The sequence below is a fragment of the Erythrobacter crassostreae genome (genome assembly GCF_019204045.1).
In the GTDB taxonomy this organism is placed as follows: Bacteria; Pseudomonadota; Alphaproteobacteria; order Sphingomonadales; family Sphingomonadaceae; genus Erythrobacter; species Erythrobacter crassostreae.
Genome location: NZ_JAGSPC010000001.1, coordinates 2,150,653 through 2,169,419, shown reverse-complemented (window position 1 = coordinate 2,169,419; position 18,767 = coordinate 2,150,653). Strand labels below are relative to the sequence as shown.

The window sequence follows — 18,767 nt, the reverse complement described above, 5'->3', positions numbered from 1 at the left end:
AGTCGGCGAATTTCTATCGGACCTTTCGCCGGAGATCAGCCAATTGATTAGCGAAGGGCAGAAAAGTGCCATTGTTAGTCATGCCAAAGGCAACGAGTTTTTCACATTGGCGGTGAAAATCGCACCGGGATCAAGCGGGAAAGTGATTACGTTTGAAGATATCACTCGTCAGCTATTGAACCAGCGGCAAGCGGCTTGGTCAGATGTTGCACGGCGCATCGCACATGAAATTAAAAACCCGCTCACTCCAATCCAGCTGGCGACTGAACGCCTTAAGCGCCGATACCGCAAACAAGTGGCCGACGAAGATGGCGAGCTGTTTGACGAATTAACCAGCACCATCGTTCGTCAAGTCGGCGGTCTTAGAAAGATGGTGGATGAGTTTTCCTCTTTTGCCCGTTTACCAAAGCCTGTTTTCCGCGGTGAAGACGCCGTTGACCTCGTGCGTCAGGCTGTTTTCCTTCAGGAAGTTGCCCATTCGCACATTCAATTCAGCGTAACCACCGATGAGCTGGAGACGCGCATGATTTGCTGTGACCGTCATCAACTCGGGCAGGCCATGACCAATGTCGTGAAGAATGCCGTTGAGGCGGTTGAGGCCAGAGAAGCTGATGGCAATGAGGGTTATTCCGGGCGTGTGGCGGTGTCTATGCAGCAAGACCAAACGCACTTGGCAATCACAGTCGAGGACAACGGCATCGGCCTTCCGACGGAACGCGAACGCATAGCCGAACCATATATGACCACTCGCGAGAAGGGCACTGGCCTTGGGCTCGCGATCGTGAACAAGATCGTCGAAGAGCATGGCGGTGACATGAGCTTCGCCAGCGCAGAGAGCGGCGGAACGCTTGTCACGTTGCGCTTCGCTCGCGATCCTCAAACACGTGAGGGGGACGTACAATGATCACAGACTTTCCAACGATGAAAACCCCAACCCCAAGGAGCTGCGCATGGCGCTAGATATCCTCATTGTCGACGACGAACGCGACATCCGTGAACTTGTCTCCGGTGTACTAGGTGATGAAGGCTATGAATGCCGTACGGCAGCCGACAGCACGAGCGCCCTAGCGGCCGTCGATGAACGACGCCCGAGCCTCGTGCTTCTTGATGTATGGCTGCATGGAAGCCAGATGGACGGGCTTGAACTCTTGGATGCAATAAAGATCCGCGAGCCCGATCTGCCCGTCATCATTTTCTCCGGCCACGGGAATATTGACACTGCTGTTTCAGCGGTCAGCCGGGGTGCAATGGATTTTATCGAAAAGCCGTTCGAGGCTGAACGCCTGCTGATGCTTGTCGAGCGCGCCACCGAGACCGAGCGGCTCAGACGCGAAAACACTCGGCTTCGTGACAGCAATTGGAACAGTGCAGAGTTCACCGGCAATTCCTCCGCAATCAATGCGGTTAGAGCGACTCTAAAACGTGTCGCCAACACTGGTAGCCGCGTACTGATCTCTGGCCCAGCTGGGGCGGGCAAAGAAGTCGCTGCGCGCTTGCTCCACGCGTGGAGCGGACGGGCCGAGCATGCTTTTATTCTGGTCAACTCGGCAAGGATCACTCCCGAACGTTTCGAGCAAGAATTGTTTGGTGAAGAATCTGACGGAAAGCAGGTGCGCCCTGGCCTGTTGGAAATGGCTGATGGCGGGACACTCTACCTTGATGAGGTGGCAGATATGCCGCTTTCGACACAGGCCCGCATCCTGCGCGTCTTGACCGAACAGAGTTTCGTGAGGGTAGGGGGTACACGCCAGATTGGCGTTGATGTTCGTGTCGTCTCTTCAACCACGCGTGACCTATCGTTAGAAATGGAAGAACAGCGGTTCCGCGAAGACCTTTTCTACCGGTTGAATGTGGTTCCAGTAACCATTCCGTCACTTGCAGAACGGCGCGATGATATCCCAGCCTTGGCCGAACACTTCTTCACACGGTATTCAACCGACCAAGGCCTTGCCCCCCCAGAGATTTCCGAAGAAGCAATGGCGGCGCTTCAGGCTTACGATTGGCCAGGCAATGTTCGTCAGTTGCGAAACGTTGTGGAGCGGACGATCATCATGACGCCTCGCGATCGTTTGACAGTGGTCGAAGCTGATATGTTGCCAGCTGAGATTACCGGCGGCAAGCTCGCAGCGGCGGGGCAGGGCTTAACCGCGATGATGGGGGTTCCTCTTCGTGAAGCGAGAGAGAGTTTTGAACGAGAGTATCTCTCGATTCAGATCCGGCGATTCTCCGGCAATATTTCCAAAACAGCAACGTTCATTGGCATGGAACGTTCTGCTCTGCATCGTAAGCTCAAACTGCTCGGGATGGCGGAGCGACGCGATAGCGCACGTAAGGAATAGTCCGGGACGACAGGCAATCTGAGTTGACAAAAACTCAAGGATTGCCGCGAGGCTTCTCAAGCGCCATTATGCGCAAAGGTGCAGCGGACGGGTGGGCTGTTTGTTGTACCTGATTTGCGGACCGTAATGACGGCCGCCAATAACAGGAGCATGTAACATGTCGAACGGACGGACTCTCTCTCCTCGTCCAGGATCAAGTAGTGGCGAATCCAATCGTGGAAACCGCCAAGGCAATGGCAATCTTCAAGATGCGTTTTTGAACCTTCTGCGTAAGAACAAAACACCGGTGACGATGTTTCTGGTAAAGGGCGTAAAGCTTCAAGGAATTGTGACTTGGTTCGATAACTTTTCAATTCTTCTGCGACGCGATGGCCAGTCTCAACTGGTCTACAAACACGCAATCTCCACAATCATGCCGGGCCAATCGGTTGACGCCGAACAGTTCGCAAACAGCGCCGGCAGCAAAAAACAGCGCCTTTTGCAGGACGTATTCCTGAGCCGCGTGAGCGAAGCCAATGTTCAGGTCACTATGTTCCTCGTGAACGGAGTGATGCTGCAAGGGCGGCTTGCAGCATATGACCTCTTTTGTATGTTGCTAGAACGCGACGGAGCGGTTCAACTCGCTTACAAGCACGCTGTATCGACAATTCAACCCGCAAGCGCCGTCGATCTGAGCGACGATGACGGGTTCGATGATGATGGGACCGACGACTGAGCTTCGATGATGACCTGATGGACGAAGTGACCCGCGGTGCGCGGGCGCTTGTGCTGTGCCCTGATATCCGAACGTTACGCTACGATCTTGATGCGCGCGAACGGCTGGAGGAGGCGCAGGGGCTTGCGCTCGCCATCGGAGTGATAATTGCACACTCCGAGATCATGCCAATCCGTCAGATGCAGCCGAACACGCTCTTTGGATCTGGTCAGGTCCAGAACATCGCCACCCAATGTGAATTGCATGAGTGCGAGTTGATCATTGTCGATGGCGCACTTTCTCCTATTCAACAGCGCAATCTCGAAGAAAAGCTGAAGCGCAAGGTCATCGACCGGACGGGCTTAATCCTCGAAATCTTTGGTGAACGTGCTGCGACCGCCGAAGGTCGTCTGCAAGTCGAACTTGCGCATCTCGATTACCAACAAAGCCGCTTGGTACGCAGTTGGACACACCTTGAACGCCAACGCGGCGGTTTTGGATTCCTTGGCGGCCCAGGTGAAACCCAGATTGAGGCTGACCGGCGGATGATCCGCCAGCGCATGAGCAGACTTCGGCGGGAACTAGAACAAGTTCGCAAAACGCGAACATTGCACAGGGAGCGGAGGGGAAGGGCGCCGTGGCCCGTCATCGCGCTGGTTGGTTATACCAATGCCGGAAAATCCACGCTCTTTAACCGGTTAACCGGCGCGGACGTGATGGCAGAAGACCTTCTGTTCGCCACTCTCGATCCGACAATGCGGGCAATCGGTATGCCCGGCGTTGAAAAGGCCATTCTCTCCGACACCGTCGGCTTTATCTCAGACCTACCGACCCAGCTCGTCGCTGCGTTCCGCGCGACACTGGAGGAAGTTACAGGCGCGGATATCATCTGTCACGTACGTGACATGGCGAACCCCGCGCACGCTGCGCAAAAGAAGCAGGTGATGGAAGTCCTTGCGGACTTGGACGTGGTCGACCGAGAAACCGGGGACAGCGATATTCCTATTTTAGAGATATGGAACAAGGCTGACCTGCTCGATCCAGACCGCAAAGCCGAATTGAGGGAAGCAGCAAGCGGCCAGCAAGCCGTCATCATGTCAGCTGCGACTGGATCCGGAATGGATGAGTTCACGACCAAAGTTGCGGAGATGCTCACCGCAAAAGCAAAGGAAATCACGGTGACACTGTCGGCCAGCGATGGCCGCCGTCTTGCATGGTTGCATGCCCACGGGGATGTCATTGCAGATGATGACGCCGGGGAAGGGGAGCAAGGGCCGGTCCGGAAGCTTACCGTACGCCTAAATCCAAAAGAATTGGGTCAGTACGAAAGCTTAGCCCTCTGATTTTCATTCTTTTTGACTTCCTGCCAGAGCTCTTCTTTTTCATCGAGTGTCAGGTCGACAAATGCCGCGCCAGCAAGGTTTTCCATTCTCTTGAACCGGTCCTCAAATTTTGAATTCGCCGCGCGCAAAGCTTCCTCGGCATTTACACCGTTGGCTCGAATGTAGTTGACGACAGCGAACAAGAGATCGCCCGCCTCCTCTATCTGCTCAGATTGACAAGTTGCGGATTTAAGTTCCTCAATTTCCTCATATATCTTCGCCTCTGATCCGCTAGGGTCAGGCCAATCGAAACCCGTTCTTGCTGCGCGTTTCTGAAGCTTTTGCGCGCGCATCAAGGCTGGCAACGCGAGTGCGACACCGTCCATCGCACTCGTTTCACCCTTCCGTGCTCGCTCTTGCTCTTTCATGGCTTCCCATCGAGCTTCGCCCATAGTGCCGGTCTCACTACCGAAGATATGAGGATGGCGATCTTCCATCTTATCGCTGATTGATTTCGCAACATCCGCAAATGCAAAAATGCCTTGTTCGTTCGCCATCTGCGCGTGGAACACGACCTGAAGCAGCAGGTCACCGAGTTCTTCCTGAAGATCGATCATGTCGCTGCGTTCGATCGCATCCGCGACTTCGTAGGCTTCTTCGATAGTGTACGGAGCGATGCTCATGAAGTCTTGCGCCAGATCCCATTCGCAACCGTGATCGGGATCGCGAAGTGTAGCCATAACCTTGAGGAGGCGTTCTATTTCGGTGATGTTATTGGTTGGCGAAGCATCCTCTGACATAGACCACCTTTGGAATGATAATATATATTATGTTAAATTCCGTCGTGCAGGCGACGGTCATTCACCAACAAAGAAGCTGGCAATCACAAATGCCCCACAAAAGATCGCAACCCAAACCAACACCATCCGAACGAGTTTGCTCCACCCAAGTTGATACGAAGCAACCGCACTGCCGGCAATCACCAACCAGCCGATCAACGAAACCAAGGAAATCCAAGCCATCTCACTCATGCTGTCATCTCCAATCCATCGTAACCCACTGTCACAAAATCGGGAACCTCATCCACCAAAGTCTGATAATCCATGCTCTTGTCGAGATGGCTCAAAACCAATCGCTCAGTCGAGCAACGCTCGGCCAGCTCTATTGCCATCTCCAAATGCGCATGTGTTGGGTGCGGATCGCGGCGCAGGCAATCGCTCACGAGGATGTCGACACCATCAAACAGGTCAACCATTCTATCGGAAATTGCGCTAAAGTCTGTGGCATAAGCAATTGATTTACCATCGCATTCAAAACGAAATCCGGTCGTCTCACCTGGCCCATGGGCCATTTGGCACCACCCAACGCCAAAACCGGCCACGATACGCAACCGATCTAGCGTATCGAGGCTGATAATCGTTGGATACCCATCCTGGCCCGCAAAAACATAGCCGAACCGCTGCCTAAGCCGACGAACGGTATCGCTTGCTGCAAACCCTGGTATCGGGCCGCCGCGGCCGTATCGCAGCGCCCTCAAATCATCGATCCCATGACAATGATCCGCATGGTCATGCGTCCAGAACACAGCATCTATTGAAGGGATTTTGTTCGCTAGCAACTGCGCACGGCAATCGCTGGACGTGTCGATGAGGAGCCGTTTTCCCTCGTCATTCTCGACCAAGATAGAAACCCGCGTGCGGCGATTTCTCGGTTCATCGGGGTCACAGTCTCCCCAGTCACCCATGCCATCCGGTCCGCCGACCCGTGGGACCCCGGTTGACGTGCCCGAGCCAAGCATGATGAGCTTCACAGCATCGCCTTGCTAAAAAGGTTCGTGAAATTCTGCGTAGTCGAAGCGGCCAGTTGCTCTGGCTCAATCCCGCGCAAATCGGCCATGAACCGAGCTGTGTCGGCAACGAAAGCAGGCTCACATGGCCGCCCTCTATGGGGAACCGGAGCAAGGAATGGGCTGTCTGTTTCTACCAGAAGCCGATCTTCAGGAACGTTTTTCGCAGCTTCCTGCAACGCTTTCGCGTTCTTGAAAGTCACGATACCTGAAATTGAAATGGTAAGGCCAAGGGCGAGCACTTTACGACCGAATCCTTCAGACGCCGTGAAACAATGAATAAGAGCGGGAAATGCGCCCTTCTCCATTTCCTCGGTCAGGATTTGATAGGTGTCGTCTTCGGCATCACGAGTGTGAATAATAACGGGTAAGCCCGTCTTTCGTGCAACATCAATATGCATCCGAAACAGTTTTGCCTGCGTTTCGCGGTTTGAGTGCTCATAAAAGTAATCGAGACCGGTTTCGCCAATGCCGACCACCTTTGGGTTCTCGGTCGCCGCTAGCAGCACTCCCCTGCCCAGATCTTCATGCCCATCAGCTTCGTGCGGATGAATACCGACGCTTGCGAAGACATCCGCCTCTCTTGTCGCCGTTCCAACCACTTGCTCCCATTCGCTTTGCTTGGTCGAGATGTTCAGGAACGCCCCTACCCCAGCTTCACGAGCGCGAGAAAGCACGCCTGATTGATCCTCAACCAGCCCCTTATATTCAAGGTGGCAATGGCTATCGATAAGCATCAGACAGCGACCTCTTCCGGCATTTCAATGCGCGGAAAAACCGGCGTAGGTTTGGCGACGACAAAACCGCTTTCCACAAGGCGTTTGTACCAATTTATATCTGACAGGTCGGCGTAACTGCGCTCGCCTTCGGGAGTGCCAAGTTGGCCAAGCAAATCTGCGGCTTTTTCAGGGACGACCGGTTGGATCGCAATCCCGAGGTCTCGCAGGGCGACAAAAAGCGTCTGCAACACAACCTTCATGCGCTCAGGATCGGTCTTTTTGAGCGTCCACGGCGCTTGCTCATCAACATACTGGTTGCAGGCATAAACAGCGCGCATCCATGCTTCGATGCCAACAGAAAATGCGAGGTCTTCGAACGCCTTTGGCAATTCAATTTTGCAGGCGTCGCTGACCTGTCCAAGCAAAATTGTATCCGCCTCGGCTTTTTCAAAGTTCTCCAAAACTCCATCCAGGTTCTTGGCAATCATCGACAGAGTTCGCTGAGCGAGATTCCCAAAGCTATTGGCAAGTTCAGCGTTGGCGCGTGTTACGATTGCTTCGGGTGAATAACTGCCATCCTGCCCGAATGCGACTTCACGCATGAGAAAGTAGCGAAGTGTATCGACACCAAATTTATCAGCAAGTTCAAGCGGATCAGTCACATTACCGAGAGATTTTGACTCCTTCTGCCCGCGATTAAGCAGGAAACCGTGCCCAAACACTTTTTGGGGCAAAGGCAAATCTGCACTCATCAAAAATGCGGGCCAATAAATCGTGTGGAACCGGACAATATCCTTGCCGATAATATGCAGATTGGCTGGCCAATACTCCCGCATTTCATCGGTTTCATCCGGAAATCCGAGCCCGGTGAGATAGTTTGTGAGTGCATCAACCCAGACATACATAACGTGATCATCACTGCCGGGCACCTTAACACCCCAGTCGAAACTCGTCCGGCTCACTGATAGATCGCGCAGGCCTTGCTCTACGAAAGCGATCATTTCGTTTCGCCGACTAGCCGGTTCGAGAAACCCAGGAGTCTTGAGCAATTCCAGAAGCTTGTCTTGATATTTGGACAGCCTGAAAAACCAGCTTTCCTCAACGGTCCATTCGACCGGAGTGCCTTGCGGCGAAAGCTTTGTTCCGCCCTCACCTTCTGTCAATTCGCTTTCATCGTAATAGGCTTCATCGCGGACCGAATACCAACCTTCATACCTGTCGAGATACAGGTCGCCCGCTGCTTCCATACGCTGCCAGATCGCCTGACTGGCGCGATGATGATCATCCTCGACAGTGCGAATAAAGCGGTCATACGAGACGTTCAAGGCATCGCACATCTCATTGAAGTGGCCAGACATTTCATCTGCCAACTCGCGAGCCGTTCTGCCCTGCTCTTCCGCCTTTCGCGCCATTTTCAGGCCGTGCTCGTCGGTACCCGTTTGGAACCGCACCTTGCGGCCCATTTGCCTCTGGAACCGTGCGATCACATCGGTGGAAATCGCCTCATAAGCATGTCCGATATGCGGGCGCCCATTGGGGTAACTGATTGCCGTGGTGACGTAGAATGTGTTGTTTTCAGCCATTGGCGTGCTCGCTACCCGCGCTAACAGAGCTAAGCAAGGTACCGATTTCCATCGCGAGCAGGCCATTGTCGAAATTGTACGTAGGAGCTTGCCCAGCCAGTGTAACCAGCTGGCTATGTACTTCGATCAGACGGCCTCTTTCCATCGGCGAAGAGCTATTGCGTGCGTTCTCAGCCACAAGAGCTTGCGCAAGCTCCAGGACGGCCTGAATTCTTCCTCGATCGGCGCGAGGCCCGATTGCCCGCGACAATTCTCCTCTGCCCTGAAACGCGGCATCACCTTCGCGCAAAAGGCGTCCGATCAGGTCAGCCAGCGGCCCCATATCCTGTTCCAAAAACCGCATTGCCGCGCCAAATGAACCTTCAGCAGCGTCAATTGCCGCGTCACGTGCTTGGGCGCCGGCCGTTCCACCATGCTGATCTATCAGGCGCGACAGGTCTTCATTCGAGAGCGTCGGAAAACGCAGCAACCTACAACGGGACCGGATCGTTGGCAGCAAACGCGACGGGCGATGCGCAATCAGAATAAAGAATGTGCCCTGTGGGGGTTCCTCAAGGCTTTTCAGCAGCGCATTCGATGCACTTGGCTCCATATCATCGGCAGGATCGATGATTATGGCTCTCCTCGCCCCAAGCGTTGGCCGGGTATTCAGCCTGCGTTGCATGTCGCGGATCTGGCCAACAGCGATGTTGCGTTTCACCTGATACGCCTTACCTTCATCCCGCTTTTTCTCTTCTTTGTCGTCCTTTGGCAGATGCGTGAGCGTCAGGATATCAGGGTGAGCCCCAGTAGGCTGCGCGACACCTTCTTCACCCACCAATTCACGAGCTGCGGTCATTGCGAAGTCTCGCTTTCCCAATCCGCTTTTGCCAGCAAGTATCCAACCATGATGCATTCGGGCGCCTGAGAGCGCGCGCCGCCATTCGCGCCATACATCAACGTGGTTGGGCCAATCCATCAACCTGCCCCGCCACTCAGGAGCGACACGATTGCTTGCATAACTGCATCATGGACTTGGTCTGCGGCACCGCTTCCATCCACGACCGCGAAGCTTTTGGGGTTGGCCTGTGCCAAGACGCTGAAACGCGAAGCAACCTTCTGATGATAGTCTGAACTGCGCCCCCCGATCGCATCCGCCTTTCCGCCGTCCCTCTCAATAAGGCGTTGGCCAAGCTTGTCCGGGTCAACATCCAGCAAGACAGTAAGATCGGGGCGCAAGCCATCGCTTCCGAATTGATGAAGGCCAAGAATGGCTTCGTCACCAAGGCCGCCCGCCCCTCCTTGATAAGCACGGCTCGAATCAACGAACCGATCGCAAATAACCCATTTACCCGCCTCCAGTGCCGGCAAGATTCGGTGTTCGACGTGATCTGCGCGCGCTGCTGCAAACAGAAGAGCTTCTGCCTTTAGGCTCCAGCCATCGCCGGGTGGATCGAGCAAAAGAGTTCGAATGGCCTCCGCACCTGGGGTGCCGCCGGGCTCCCGCGTTACATCAACTTCAATTGCACGGGCCCGAAGCGCCGCAGCGAGCAATTCGGCCTGCGTGGTTTTCCCAGCGCCCTCTCCGCCTTCAAAAGCGACAAACCGCCCGCGCACCTGAACGTCAGTCATCAAATCCACCCTGCAAAACCATTGTAGATCCTTCTAAAAAATCCGGCACTTTTGATGTCATTGTTCGCCAGCAAAGGAACGATCGCCGGCTCCATGTCGGGGACGCTGACTTCAAGCCTGGCAATTGCCTCTCCTTTGGCAATTGGCGCACGAATGGGCCCGTCATAGACGATCTTGTAGCGCACGGCGTCTATTTGGTCTGTCGGGAGATTTATGAACACCGCGCGATCCGTGCTCAACTCGATGATACTCGCATCCCCGCCCTGCACACGAGCCGATCCCACAGAAGCGCCCTCACTTAAAAGCTGTTTCCGTTCAAAGCCTTCAAAGCCCCATCGCATAAATTGCCGAGAAAGCCGTGCACGCAGTGCGTTCCGGTTTACGCCGGCAAGGATCAGCACAAGTCTTTGCCCGTCACGTTCAGCCGAACCCAGAAAGCCGAACCCTGCCTCGCTGGTAAAACCCGTCTTTATCCCGTCGGCACCTTCGATACGCCCCAGCAACGGATCGCGGTTCACTTGTGTGAGCCCATTGTAGGAGAAGTTTCTACGGCCAATAAACTCCGCATAAAGACGCGGATGGCGTTCAATCATCGTCTGGGCCAAAACGACCAGATCATTCGCAGTAGTGAATGTCTGCCCTTCGTCCGGCCACCCGTTGGGCGTCCCAAAGTGACTGTTAGACATTCCGATGCTTCGGGCTGTGGCGTTCATTTCATCGAGCCAGAGCGGAACTGAACCCGCAATACCTTCCGCAAGAACGATCGATCCATCGTTTGCCGAAACGGTCGCGATGCCAGCGATCAGTTCACTCACAGGGACCTGAGCCTCGGGCGGCAACAGCATCGAAGACCCTTTACCAAACCATTCCTCTGACACCTCTTTCGAGGCGGTCAGCAACTGGCTGGTGCTCAGCGATCCTTCGGCAATGCGTTCAAATGCCGTGAATGCCGTCATGGTTTTGGTGATTGAGGCTGGAACGAAGCGCCTATCAGCGTTGCGTGCAAAAAGAACCTGTCCCGAAGTGATGTCGAGCAGCAGGGCGACAGGCGCTTCCTCCTCGCTTGGAATGCCGCGCGGACTACCGTTCTGCGCGGCCCCTTCGGCTGCTGGGCCAAATGCACAGGCAGCTACAAGCACGGATAGCCATAAGTTTGAAGAGCTACGGTTCACGCAATCGACATAGCGCCCGTCAATTGCAATGGCGAGGTCGCGACGTGTTTAGTTCACGATTTCGTCAGCAAGCAATCCAACGCTCATCGCGTAGTAGTTCGAGCAATTGTATTCCAGGATCACACGGTAGTTGCCAGTTAGCAGCCATGCTGGCCTTCCCGGCCCGTCTGGCTGGAACAGAGAGACAAGTGTGTCATCCGGCAATGCCCTTTGTGCTCGCACACCCAGATCACGCCATTCGCGTACAGTTTTCCACTGACTGTGTCGCTCATGCACCCGAGGGCAAACCTGCGCTTTCAGTTTGTTTCTATACGCATCAACGTTGAACCCTGCGGGGACGTTGGCGCGGACACCCCATGGTTGACCGGTACGCCAACCTGCGTCGCGGAAATAATTCGCAATCGATGCGAATGTATCCGAGCGGTTAGAGAAAATGTTCGCACGACCATCACCATCACCGTCTGCGGCAAGGCGAAGATAGACCGAGGGCAAGAATTGCGGATTACCAAAGGCACCTGCATAGCTGCCAACCAGTTGATTTCGTGAATACCCTTTGTCAGCCACCTTCATCAAGGCAATGAATTCATTTGAAAATAGCTCACGACGACGACCTTCCCACGCGAGTGTTGCTAGGCTGCGGGATAGATCAAAGTTTCCGCGGATTCGACCGTAACTCGTCTCGTGACCGAAAATAGCGACGATAATCTGGCCTGGCACCCCGTATTCCGCCTCTGCAGCACGCAATGCTGAACGATCATTTTGAAAGACGTTGCGGCCTCCGCGAATCCGGACTGAGTTCACGTGAGTCGCGATATATGGGGCCAGTGCAGGATATCCACGCCGCGTTGGGCTGCCTGGTTGACCCCGATCGAGTCTGATCACGCGGTCATTCGGAGTCAGGCCAACGGTCATGCGCCGAATGGTCGCTTCGCTGACACCCTCACTTCGGGCACGTGACTTAAGTTGCTCAAGATAAACGTTAAATGCGATACCGTCTCGCGCTTGTGTCTGCGCAAATGTGGGGGAAACTGGTGCGGATAGCGTGGCCAAAGCGAGCGCTGCGATAAGGAAACGGTAGATCATTTTCCCCATCTCTCACAAAATAGATGAATACCCAATATCCGAAGTGTGGTGACAAGGGCGAAATGCACCGTTATTGGGCTGCACTGCGCGGACAGGTGGCAGAGCGGTTGAATGCACCGGTCTTGAAAACCGGCAAGGGTGCAAGCCCTTCGTGGGTTCGAATCCCACCCTGTCCGCCAACTATCCTCCTTTTTCATAATCTCCGCCTGCAGCGGTCCTGGTCAGAACGTCCCGATTCGAATCGGCATGCGAAATGCCGGATAGCGATGTACCGACCGGTCAATTCCCTAATCGATTAAGAGTTAGTACGGACAGCGTGACGTCACCCAATTTACTCAAAATTAGGGTTTGTAAGTCGCCGCCAACTGCCATTGAGCCACCGTGCCGCCCCCTAATCTTGCGGTAACAAAAACTTCAATATTCTTACTATCTTAACCTTCCCGGGCAACGAAACTCTACGACCTTATCCGCTAAATCCGTTTCGTGATCGGTGCATCCAACGCACCCAACAAACGGAAATTGAAGTCATGAAGTCATTGTCTATCAGCACCGCGACAGCAGCCGTCGCCATTTCGCTTGCCAGTTCGGCGAATGCGAAAGAGGCGCAGCCTTATGTGTTGCCGATTACTGATGGGCTCCTCACAATCGAGACGGGCGCCGTGCCTCTTAGTACAGGTGCTGGTGACACGATCTCGATTGAGGTGCTTGAGCTTCCGCGTTCGACAGCGGGCGGCGACAGCGAGACTTCTGATGTAGCGGCCGCAAGCGAGGTGCTTCCAACGGTTCCAAGCGAAGGATTGGTAACACTGCCTTCCTTGCGTGAGCCAGACGACTTCGAATTCAGCCCGATCTCTTCGACAGCGCCTGTGGTGACAACTCGCGGCATCGATGCCCGCTATGGTGACATCGATGCGTTCTGGGGCGACATCGTTGCATTCTATGGCGACATTGACGCGTTCTGGGGCGATATCAGCCCCTTCTACGGCGACATTGACGCATTCTGGGGCGACATCAGCCCCTTCTACGGTGACATTGATGCGTTCTGGGGCGACATCGATGCGTTCTATGGTGATATCGATGCGTTCGATAAATCCGATCTCGCCGCTTTCGGCGATTTCTGGCAAACTTCGCGTTCGCAAATCAGCGCTACCGAGCAAACGTGGTCGAACCTGGAATACACGACCAGCAGCACCGGCGCGGTCAGTATCAATTACGACGGCACACCAAACAGAATTCTGAGCTCGCTTGAAGTCCTAATCGCTCAGGGAGAAGCGCAGTTTGGCGCCGCCTATCAAACCAAGACCGGAAAGAATTTCCGCGACGGCTTTGTTGCTGAGATTCTCGCTCGTCATGGACTTGACCTGACCGACAGCAGCGCGGCCAAGACAACATTGGCCAAATCAGCTGCGGAACGCTCAGCATTCTTCCTCGACTGGCATGATAGCCTGAACCAGTATTCCGGTTTCGATCAGGTCGATCATTGGATGGCCCAGATCAACTGGACCCCTTCGATCACCCAGATTCAAGGCGAAGGCCGTCAGGCTGTTGTCGGCATCATCGACGGAAGCTTCTCGAACGATGCCGATCTTGGCAACAACATCGCTTGGGCTGGCGGCTACGATAATCCGGTTGGCGGACACGGTGCGGGCGTTGCCAGCCTGATTGCCGGTGCGCACGATGGCGAAGGCATCATGGGCATTGCTCCTGAAGCCAAGATCGCGACTTACAACCCGTTCAACCCGAATGGCACCACTTCCTGGGCAGACGTTGAACGCGGTATCAATGAGCTCCTGTTCGCTTATGTCGGCGGCAACGAAACCGGTTATGTCAGCGTTGTAAACCTGTCGCTTGGCGAAAGCGGTTGGGCACTGGCGCAAGGCATGGCCGACGTTCTGAATAGCCCGACAATCGCTCGCTATAACCACGAAACCACTTACGTGATTGCTGCGGGTAATGAAGGTGTCGCGCAGACAGCCGATATCGACTGGAATTATGCGTTCGACACAACCTTCATTCTTGTTGGTTCAGTTGATCCATCTGGCCAAGTTTCAAACTTCTCAAACCGTCCGGGCAGCGCATGCTTGCTGAACGGAGGCGTCTGCGAGGCTGGTAATGAACTGTATCTGCGTACAGTCGTTGCTCCAGGCTCCCTGATCCTCGTTTCTGACGGTCAGGGCGGCGTAACGCGTCACTCGGGAACATCGTTCGCTGCGCCACTCGTTTCCGGCGCGATCACGCTTTTGCATGACCGCTGGCAGTGGCTTGCCCGTAACCCTGAAGAAACAGCGGAAATCATCTTCCGCTCGGCTCAGGATCTGGGTGCACCGGGACCAGACGAAGTTTATGGCTGGGGTCTGCTTGACGTCGCGGCTTCGCAATCACCACTTGATTTCAACAATCTCGAAATCAACTTGAACCGCGGTGGCATCTTTAACGCCCCAGTTAAACTGATGGCCAGCGACCTGCTTGCTTCCGGCGTCCCTTCATGGTGGGAAACCGAGGGCGTATTCCTTACCGCATTCGAAAATGTCGGGAACACATATCGTGACTTCACGATCCCGATGTCGTCCTTCACGTACGGCACATCGACAGATGTGTTGGGCCATGGCTGGCAGCGGATGCAGGACTTTGTGTCTGACCGCTTTGCCAACTGGCTGCTTTCCGGCGGCACCGACACCGATGGTGACGGTCAGCACGGTATCAATCAGGTTCGTTCGAACACGACGCAAGCCAATGGCCAATGGTCAATGCGCGTCGACGCAATCGCACCCCGCTTCATGGAAGATGGCGCAGCGCGCCCTGTCCACAACGCCGCAACATTGAACAATCCTGCTGGCAATATGTCTTTCACCCTGGGCCACGGTCAAGGTGCACTGGCACTGGCAGGCAAGAACTTTGGCATCATGAGCGATCATGATCAGGACACTGGTGGCGTAAACCCCGTCCTTGGCTTCGCATCCGGTGAAGTTTTTGCCGGCGCAACCTACGCACCGGCTAAAGCAACCACGCTCAGCGTTGGTTACACGCAGAACCGCCAAGACTGGCGCGATCTGGATGGCGTTTCGGAAATCGAACGCAACGTCCAGCGCCAACTTGGCGCCCGTGATGCAGAAGCGCTGACTATTGGTGTTGAACAGAAGGTCACAAAGAACCTCTCAGTAAACGCACAATACACCTATCTGCGTGAAGACGATGCAGTGCTCGGCGCGCAGACCACGGTCGATGCGTTCTTGGGTGAAGGTTCGCGCACAAATGCGATGACCGTTTCTGCAACCATGAACCTCGGCAATGGCTTCTCGTTCGATCTGTCCGCAACGGGCGGCGCGACGAAGGCTGCCAGTGGCCAGCTGCTAGCAACCTCGAATGATGTGATGAGCACCGCAGGACAGTTCACCGTCAATAAGCGCGGTGTCATGGGCGACCGGGACATTCTTCGTGTATCTGTCGGTCAGCCTCTGACTGTTGAACGCGGCGAGCTTGAGCTTACCAGCGAAGAAGTCATCGACCGTATTTCTGGAGAGCGCGGTCTGGTTACGCAGACCATCGGGATCGATACCAAGCGTCGTTACACTGGTGAAATCGTCTATGCGACACCAGTCACGAAGACGTCAGAGCTGGGCCTTATCGGTCGCTACATCAGCGCTGGTGAAATCGGCCAGGATGAAAGCTTCATGCTCGGTGCCAACTTCGGGCTGCGTTTCTAAACCCTTTGAAAACGACTTGCAGTTATAGGCAACGATCAAAGGCAATTTGATCGACTAACCCGGCTAACAGGAGGAATGAGATGCAAAGGAATGTGAAGACATACGCAATCCTTGCGTCTGCCCTTCTGGCGGTCACACCAGTCGCTTCATTCGGTCAGGACGCAACAGCTTCAGACGCATATGAAGAGAGTATCACGGCGGCCAAGACCCAGATGATGGGCAATTCAGCGGCTGCTCTAAAAGCGGCTCGTGATGCGGAAAAGCAGGCTGGCGACGAAGGTAGGGAAAGCGCCCTCGCCCGTCTGACTGCAAAGTGGCTGCAGGGCGAGGCGCTGATGCGTCTCAATCGCGCGCCAGAAGCACAAAAGATCATTTCAGAAGCTCTTGAAGAAGTCGCTCGTATTGCTCCTGACGACAAGCTTCACGCTGACTTGCTACGCTCACAGGCTGGCTTTCAAGCCGCAAACAGCGACTACGGCGAAGCTTTGTCGAGCTTTCAAAAAGCACACGATCGCTACAAGGCTTTGGGAGAGGGGCGCAGTCAGGCAATTGTTCTTCAGAATATGGGCTCGCTCTATTCAGACGCGCGAGATTACGAACGAGTCCTGAGTTACTATCGTGAAGCAACGACAGTTTATCCAGAGGACGCTTCTCTTTCTCTTTCTGCCCACAATAACCGCGGCAACGCGCTTAAAGAGCTGGGACGCTATGATGAGGCAGAGGAAGAATTTCAGCAGGCTCTAGGTCTCGCCGGAACTATGTCCAGCGCCATGCTGGAAGCTCGAATTCTCACCAATATTGCTTCGACACAGTTTCTCAACGGACAGGTTTCGGCCGCAGAGCAAAGCGTGAACCAAGGCATGCGCCTGGCTGAGCGGGATGCCGCGGATTGGATGCCATTCCTACACGGCGTAAAATCGCAAATTGCTTATGAAGACGGCCGGACATCCCTGGCCCAAGTTCACATGGCGCGCGCTTTTGAAGGGCAGGATCTTGAGAAGACGTCGCCATACTTCCGCGATTTCCATGAAACTGCTTACCGGATTTATTCGGAGACCGGCGATTACCGGTTAGCAGCGCAACATATCGCCGCATTCAACAGGATCGATAGTCAGGCACGTGACCTATCTGCGCAAGCGAACAACGCACTGCTCGGTGCACGTTTTGACGCGGAAAACCGCGAACTGCGTATTTCGAAATTGTCGGCTGAGAAAGAGCTGAATGAAGCGCAGCTGATGACCGCGCAGAACCAGAACGTGATGCTGTCGGCAATCGTTGCGCTTGTCATTTTGGCGTTCTTGATCGCTCTTGCAGTCCTGCGAACGGTCAATCGCAACCGCGAAGCGATTAAGACCGCAAACGAAAAGCTGACCTATGTGACACAACATGACAGCCTCACCGGGCTATACGCGCGCGATCATTTCCGTCATCTTCTTGATGAAGAAACGGCGGCATGTGCGCGCGACGGTAATCAAGGCGTATTGATGTTGATCGACCTTGACCGGTTTAAACAGGTCAATGATGTGTTTGGTCATGCAATCGGTGATGCGCTTCTAGCAGAGGTCGCACAGCGTTTTCGCCAATCCGCTACTGAGCGCGCGGTTATTGGCCGCCTTGGTGGTGATGAGTTCGGACTGTTCCTGCCCCACCCCAGCACGCTCGACGAGGCTGCAGCAATTGCCACTGCTATCATCGAGCGGGTAGGACAAACGTTTGTCACCGACGACAAAGAAGTATCGGTCGGAGCCTCTATCGGCATGGCTGAAATCGGCCGCGATGGTTCGTCGACCAGTATCTTGATGACCAACGCTGATCTCGCACTTTATGAAGCGAAGGGCCGCGGTCGCGGTATGCATGTCAGCTACCGTCAGGCCATGCGCGGTCAATTGGAAGAGCGCGCTCTGCTTGAACGCGATCTCAAAAACGCATTGAAGCTGGGCGAAATTTCCGTTTCTTTCCAACCAATTGTCGCCAATGATGGCAAAACAGTTGTCTGTCAGGAAGCGTTGATGCGTTGGAACCACCCGGAACGCGGGGCGGTTTCGCCAGAGGTGTTTATTCCTATTGCGGAAGACGCACTTCTTATCGGACCGCTAGGCGAATGGCTGTTGCGTACCGCCTGCCACGAGGCAGTGAACTGGTCCGACGATGTCAAACTGACCGTCAATGTCTCAGCGTTACAGCTGAACAATCGCAGCTTCTTGGGCACTGTAGTGGAAGCTCTTGCAGCAAGCGGCCTAGCGCCGGAACGACTGGTGCTTGAAATCACCGAGAGCATCGTCCTTGAAATGGATGAAGAGCTAGAGGGGTTGATACGCAGTCTGACTGACATTGGCGTCTCGTTCGCTCTGGATGATTTTGGCCGGGGCTATTCCTCGCTTAACTACATCGAGAAGATGCAATTCTCGATGATCAAAATCGACCGCGACTTTGTGCAGGCAGCAAGCTCAGGCTCGTTAAAAAGCCAGGCGATCGTCACCGCCATCGTATCACTCGCGCAATCACTCGACATGGTTGTGACCGCCGAAGGCATTGAAGCAGACGAACAGGCGATCGCAATGCGGGCTCTTGGATGCACATGCTTCCAAGGATATTTCTACGGAGCGCCAACCGAGAGTGTTGCACGCACGGTGGATGGCGCGGCAGAAATAGAGGACCGCAAGGTCGCCTAGGCAACCCTGCGATCTTCCAGCG

General features: G+C 54.7%; 15 protein-coding genes and 1 tRNA gene. 7 read left to right on the top strand and 9 right to left on the bottom strand.

Annotated elements, in window-relative coordinates; translation table 11 throughout:
* The 4 genes from KCG46_RS10670 to hflX all read left to right on the top strand — a co-directional run.
* A partial coding sequence (locus KCG46_RS10670) for a sensor histidine kinase (RefSeq protein ID WP_218405198.1) occupies positions 1 to 904 on the top strand: 904 nt, incomplete at its 5' end.
* Positions 905 to 950: 46 nt separating this feature from the next.
* Positions 951 to 2,339, top strand: a complete 1,389-nt coding sequence (ntrX, locus tag KCG46_RS10665; protein ID WP_218405197.1) for a nitrogen assimilation response regulator NtrX — start codon at positions 951 to 953, stop codon at positions 2,337 to 2,339.
* Positions 2,340 to 2,496: 157 nt separating this feature from the next.
* Positions 2,497 to 3,054, top strand: a complete 558-nt coding sequence (gene hfq / locus KCG46_RS10660) for an RNA chaperone Hfq (protein WP_218405196.1) — start codon at positions 2,497 to 2,499, stop codon at positions 3,052 to 3,054.
* A gap of 17 nt (positions 3,055 to 3,071) precedes the next feature.
* A complete protein-coding gene (hflX, locus tag KCG46_RS10655; RefSeq protein ID WP_218405195.1) occupies positions 3,072 to 4,376 on the top strand; it encodes a GTPase HflX in 1,305 nt (434 codons plus the stop codon).
* Here hflX and mazG read toward each other — a convergent pair.
* The 9 genes from mazG to KCG46_RS10610 all read right to left on the bottom strand — a co-directional run bounded on the left by mazG (position 4,352) and on the right by KCG46_RS10610 (position 12,369).
* A complete protein-coding gene (gene mazG, locus KCG46_RS10650) occupies positions 4,352 to 5,155 on the bottom strand; it encodes a nucleoside triphosphate pyrophosphohydrolase (protein ID WP_218405194.1) in 804 nt (267 codons plus the stop codon). The genes hflX and mazG overlap by 25 nt on opposite strands.
* A gap of 57 nt (positions 5,156 to 5,212) precedes the next feature.
* On the bottom strand, positions 5,213 to 5,386 hold the full coding sequence (locus tag KCG46_RS10645; protein ID WP_218405193.1) for a hypothetical protein: 174 nt from the start codon (positions 5,384 to 5,386) through the stop codon (positions 5,213 to 5,215).
* Positions 5,383 to 6,165 carry an MBL fold metallo-hydrolase gene (locus tag KCG46_RS10640; protein WP_218405192.1) on the bottom strand — a complete coding sequence of 261 codons (783 nt, stop codon included), beginning with the start codon at positions 6,163 to 6,165 and terminating at the stop codon, positions 5,383 to 5,385. Before KCG46_RS10640 ends, KCG46_RS10645 begins: the two co-directional genes overlap by 4 nt.
* Positions 6,162 to 6,938, bottom strand: coding sequence for a TatD family hydrolase (locus KCG46_RS10635; RefSeq protein WP_218405191.1), 777 nt, complete (start codon positions 6,936 to 6,938; stop codon positions 6,162 to 6,164). Before KCG46_RS10635 ends, KCG46_RS10640 begins: the two co-directional genes overlap by 4 nt.
* A complete protein-coding gene (gene metG, locus KCG46_RS10630; protein ID WP_218405190.1) occupies positions 6,938 to 8,503 on the bottom strand; it encodes a methionine--tRNA ligase in 1,566 nt (521 codons plus the stop codon). Before metG ends, KCG46_RS10635 begins: the two co-directional genes overlap by 1 nt.
* Positions 8,496 to 9,461: a DNA polymerase III delta subunit-related protein gene (locus KCG46_RS10625; RefSeq protein WP_218405189.1), complete on the bottom strand. Its 966-nt coding sequence runs from the start codon at positions 9,459 to 9,461 to the stop codon at positions 8,496 to 8,498. The genes metG and KCG46_RS10625 overlap by 8 nt, the downstream gene beginning before the upstream one ends.
* On the bottom strand, positions 9,461 to 10,114 hold the full coding sequence (gene tmk, locus KCG46_RS10620; protein WP_218405188.1) for a dTMP kinase: 654 nt from the start codon (positions 10,112 to 10,114) through the stop codon (positions 9,461 to 9,463). The genes KCG46_RS10625 and tmk overlap by 1 nt, the downstream gene beginning before the upstream one ends.
* Positions 10,114 to 11,253, bottom strand: coding sequence for a D-alanyl-D-alanine carboxypeptidase family protein (locus tag KCG46_RS12745; protein WP_218405187.1), 1,140 nt, complete (start codon positions 11,251 to 11,253; stop codon positions 10,114 to 10,116). The genes tmk and KCG46_RS12745 overlap by 1 nt, the downstream gene beginning before the upstream one ends.
* Before the next feature lie 81 nt (positions 11,254 to 11,334).
* Entirely contained in the window at positions 11,335 to 12,369 is a 1,035-nt protein-coding gene (locus tag KCG46_RS10610) for a lytic murein transglycosylase (protein ID WP_218405186.1), read from the bottom strand.
* A gap of 89 nt (positions 12,370 to 12,458) precedes the next feature.
* Between KCG46_RS10610 and KCG46_RS10605 the strand changes: the two genes are divergently transcribed.
* From KCG46_RS10605 to KCG46_RS10595, 3 genes are all read left to right on the top strand, one after another.
* Positions 12,459 to 12,548 (top strand) — tRNA-Ser (locus tag KCG46_RS10605).
* A gap of 348 nt (positions 12,549 to 12,896) precedes the next feature.
* Positions 12,897 to 16,073: a S8 family peptidase gene (locus KCG46_RS10600; RefSeq protein WP_218405185.1), complete on the top strand. Its 3,177-nt coding sequence runs from the start codon at positions 12,897 to 12,899 to the stop codon at positions 16,071 to 16,073.
* An 80-nt stretch (positions 16,074 to 16,153) separates the two neighbouring features.
* On the top strand, positions 16,154 to 18,745 hold the full coding sequence (locus tag KCG46_RS10595) for an EAL domain-containing protein (protein ID WP_218405184.1): 2,592 nt from the start codon (positions 16,154 to 16,156) through the stop codon (positions 18,743 to 18,745).
* Positions 18,746 to 18,767: the final 22 nt, after the last annotated feature.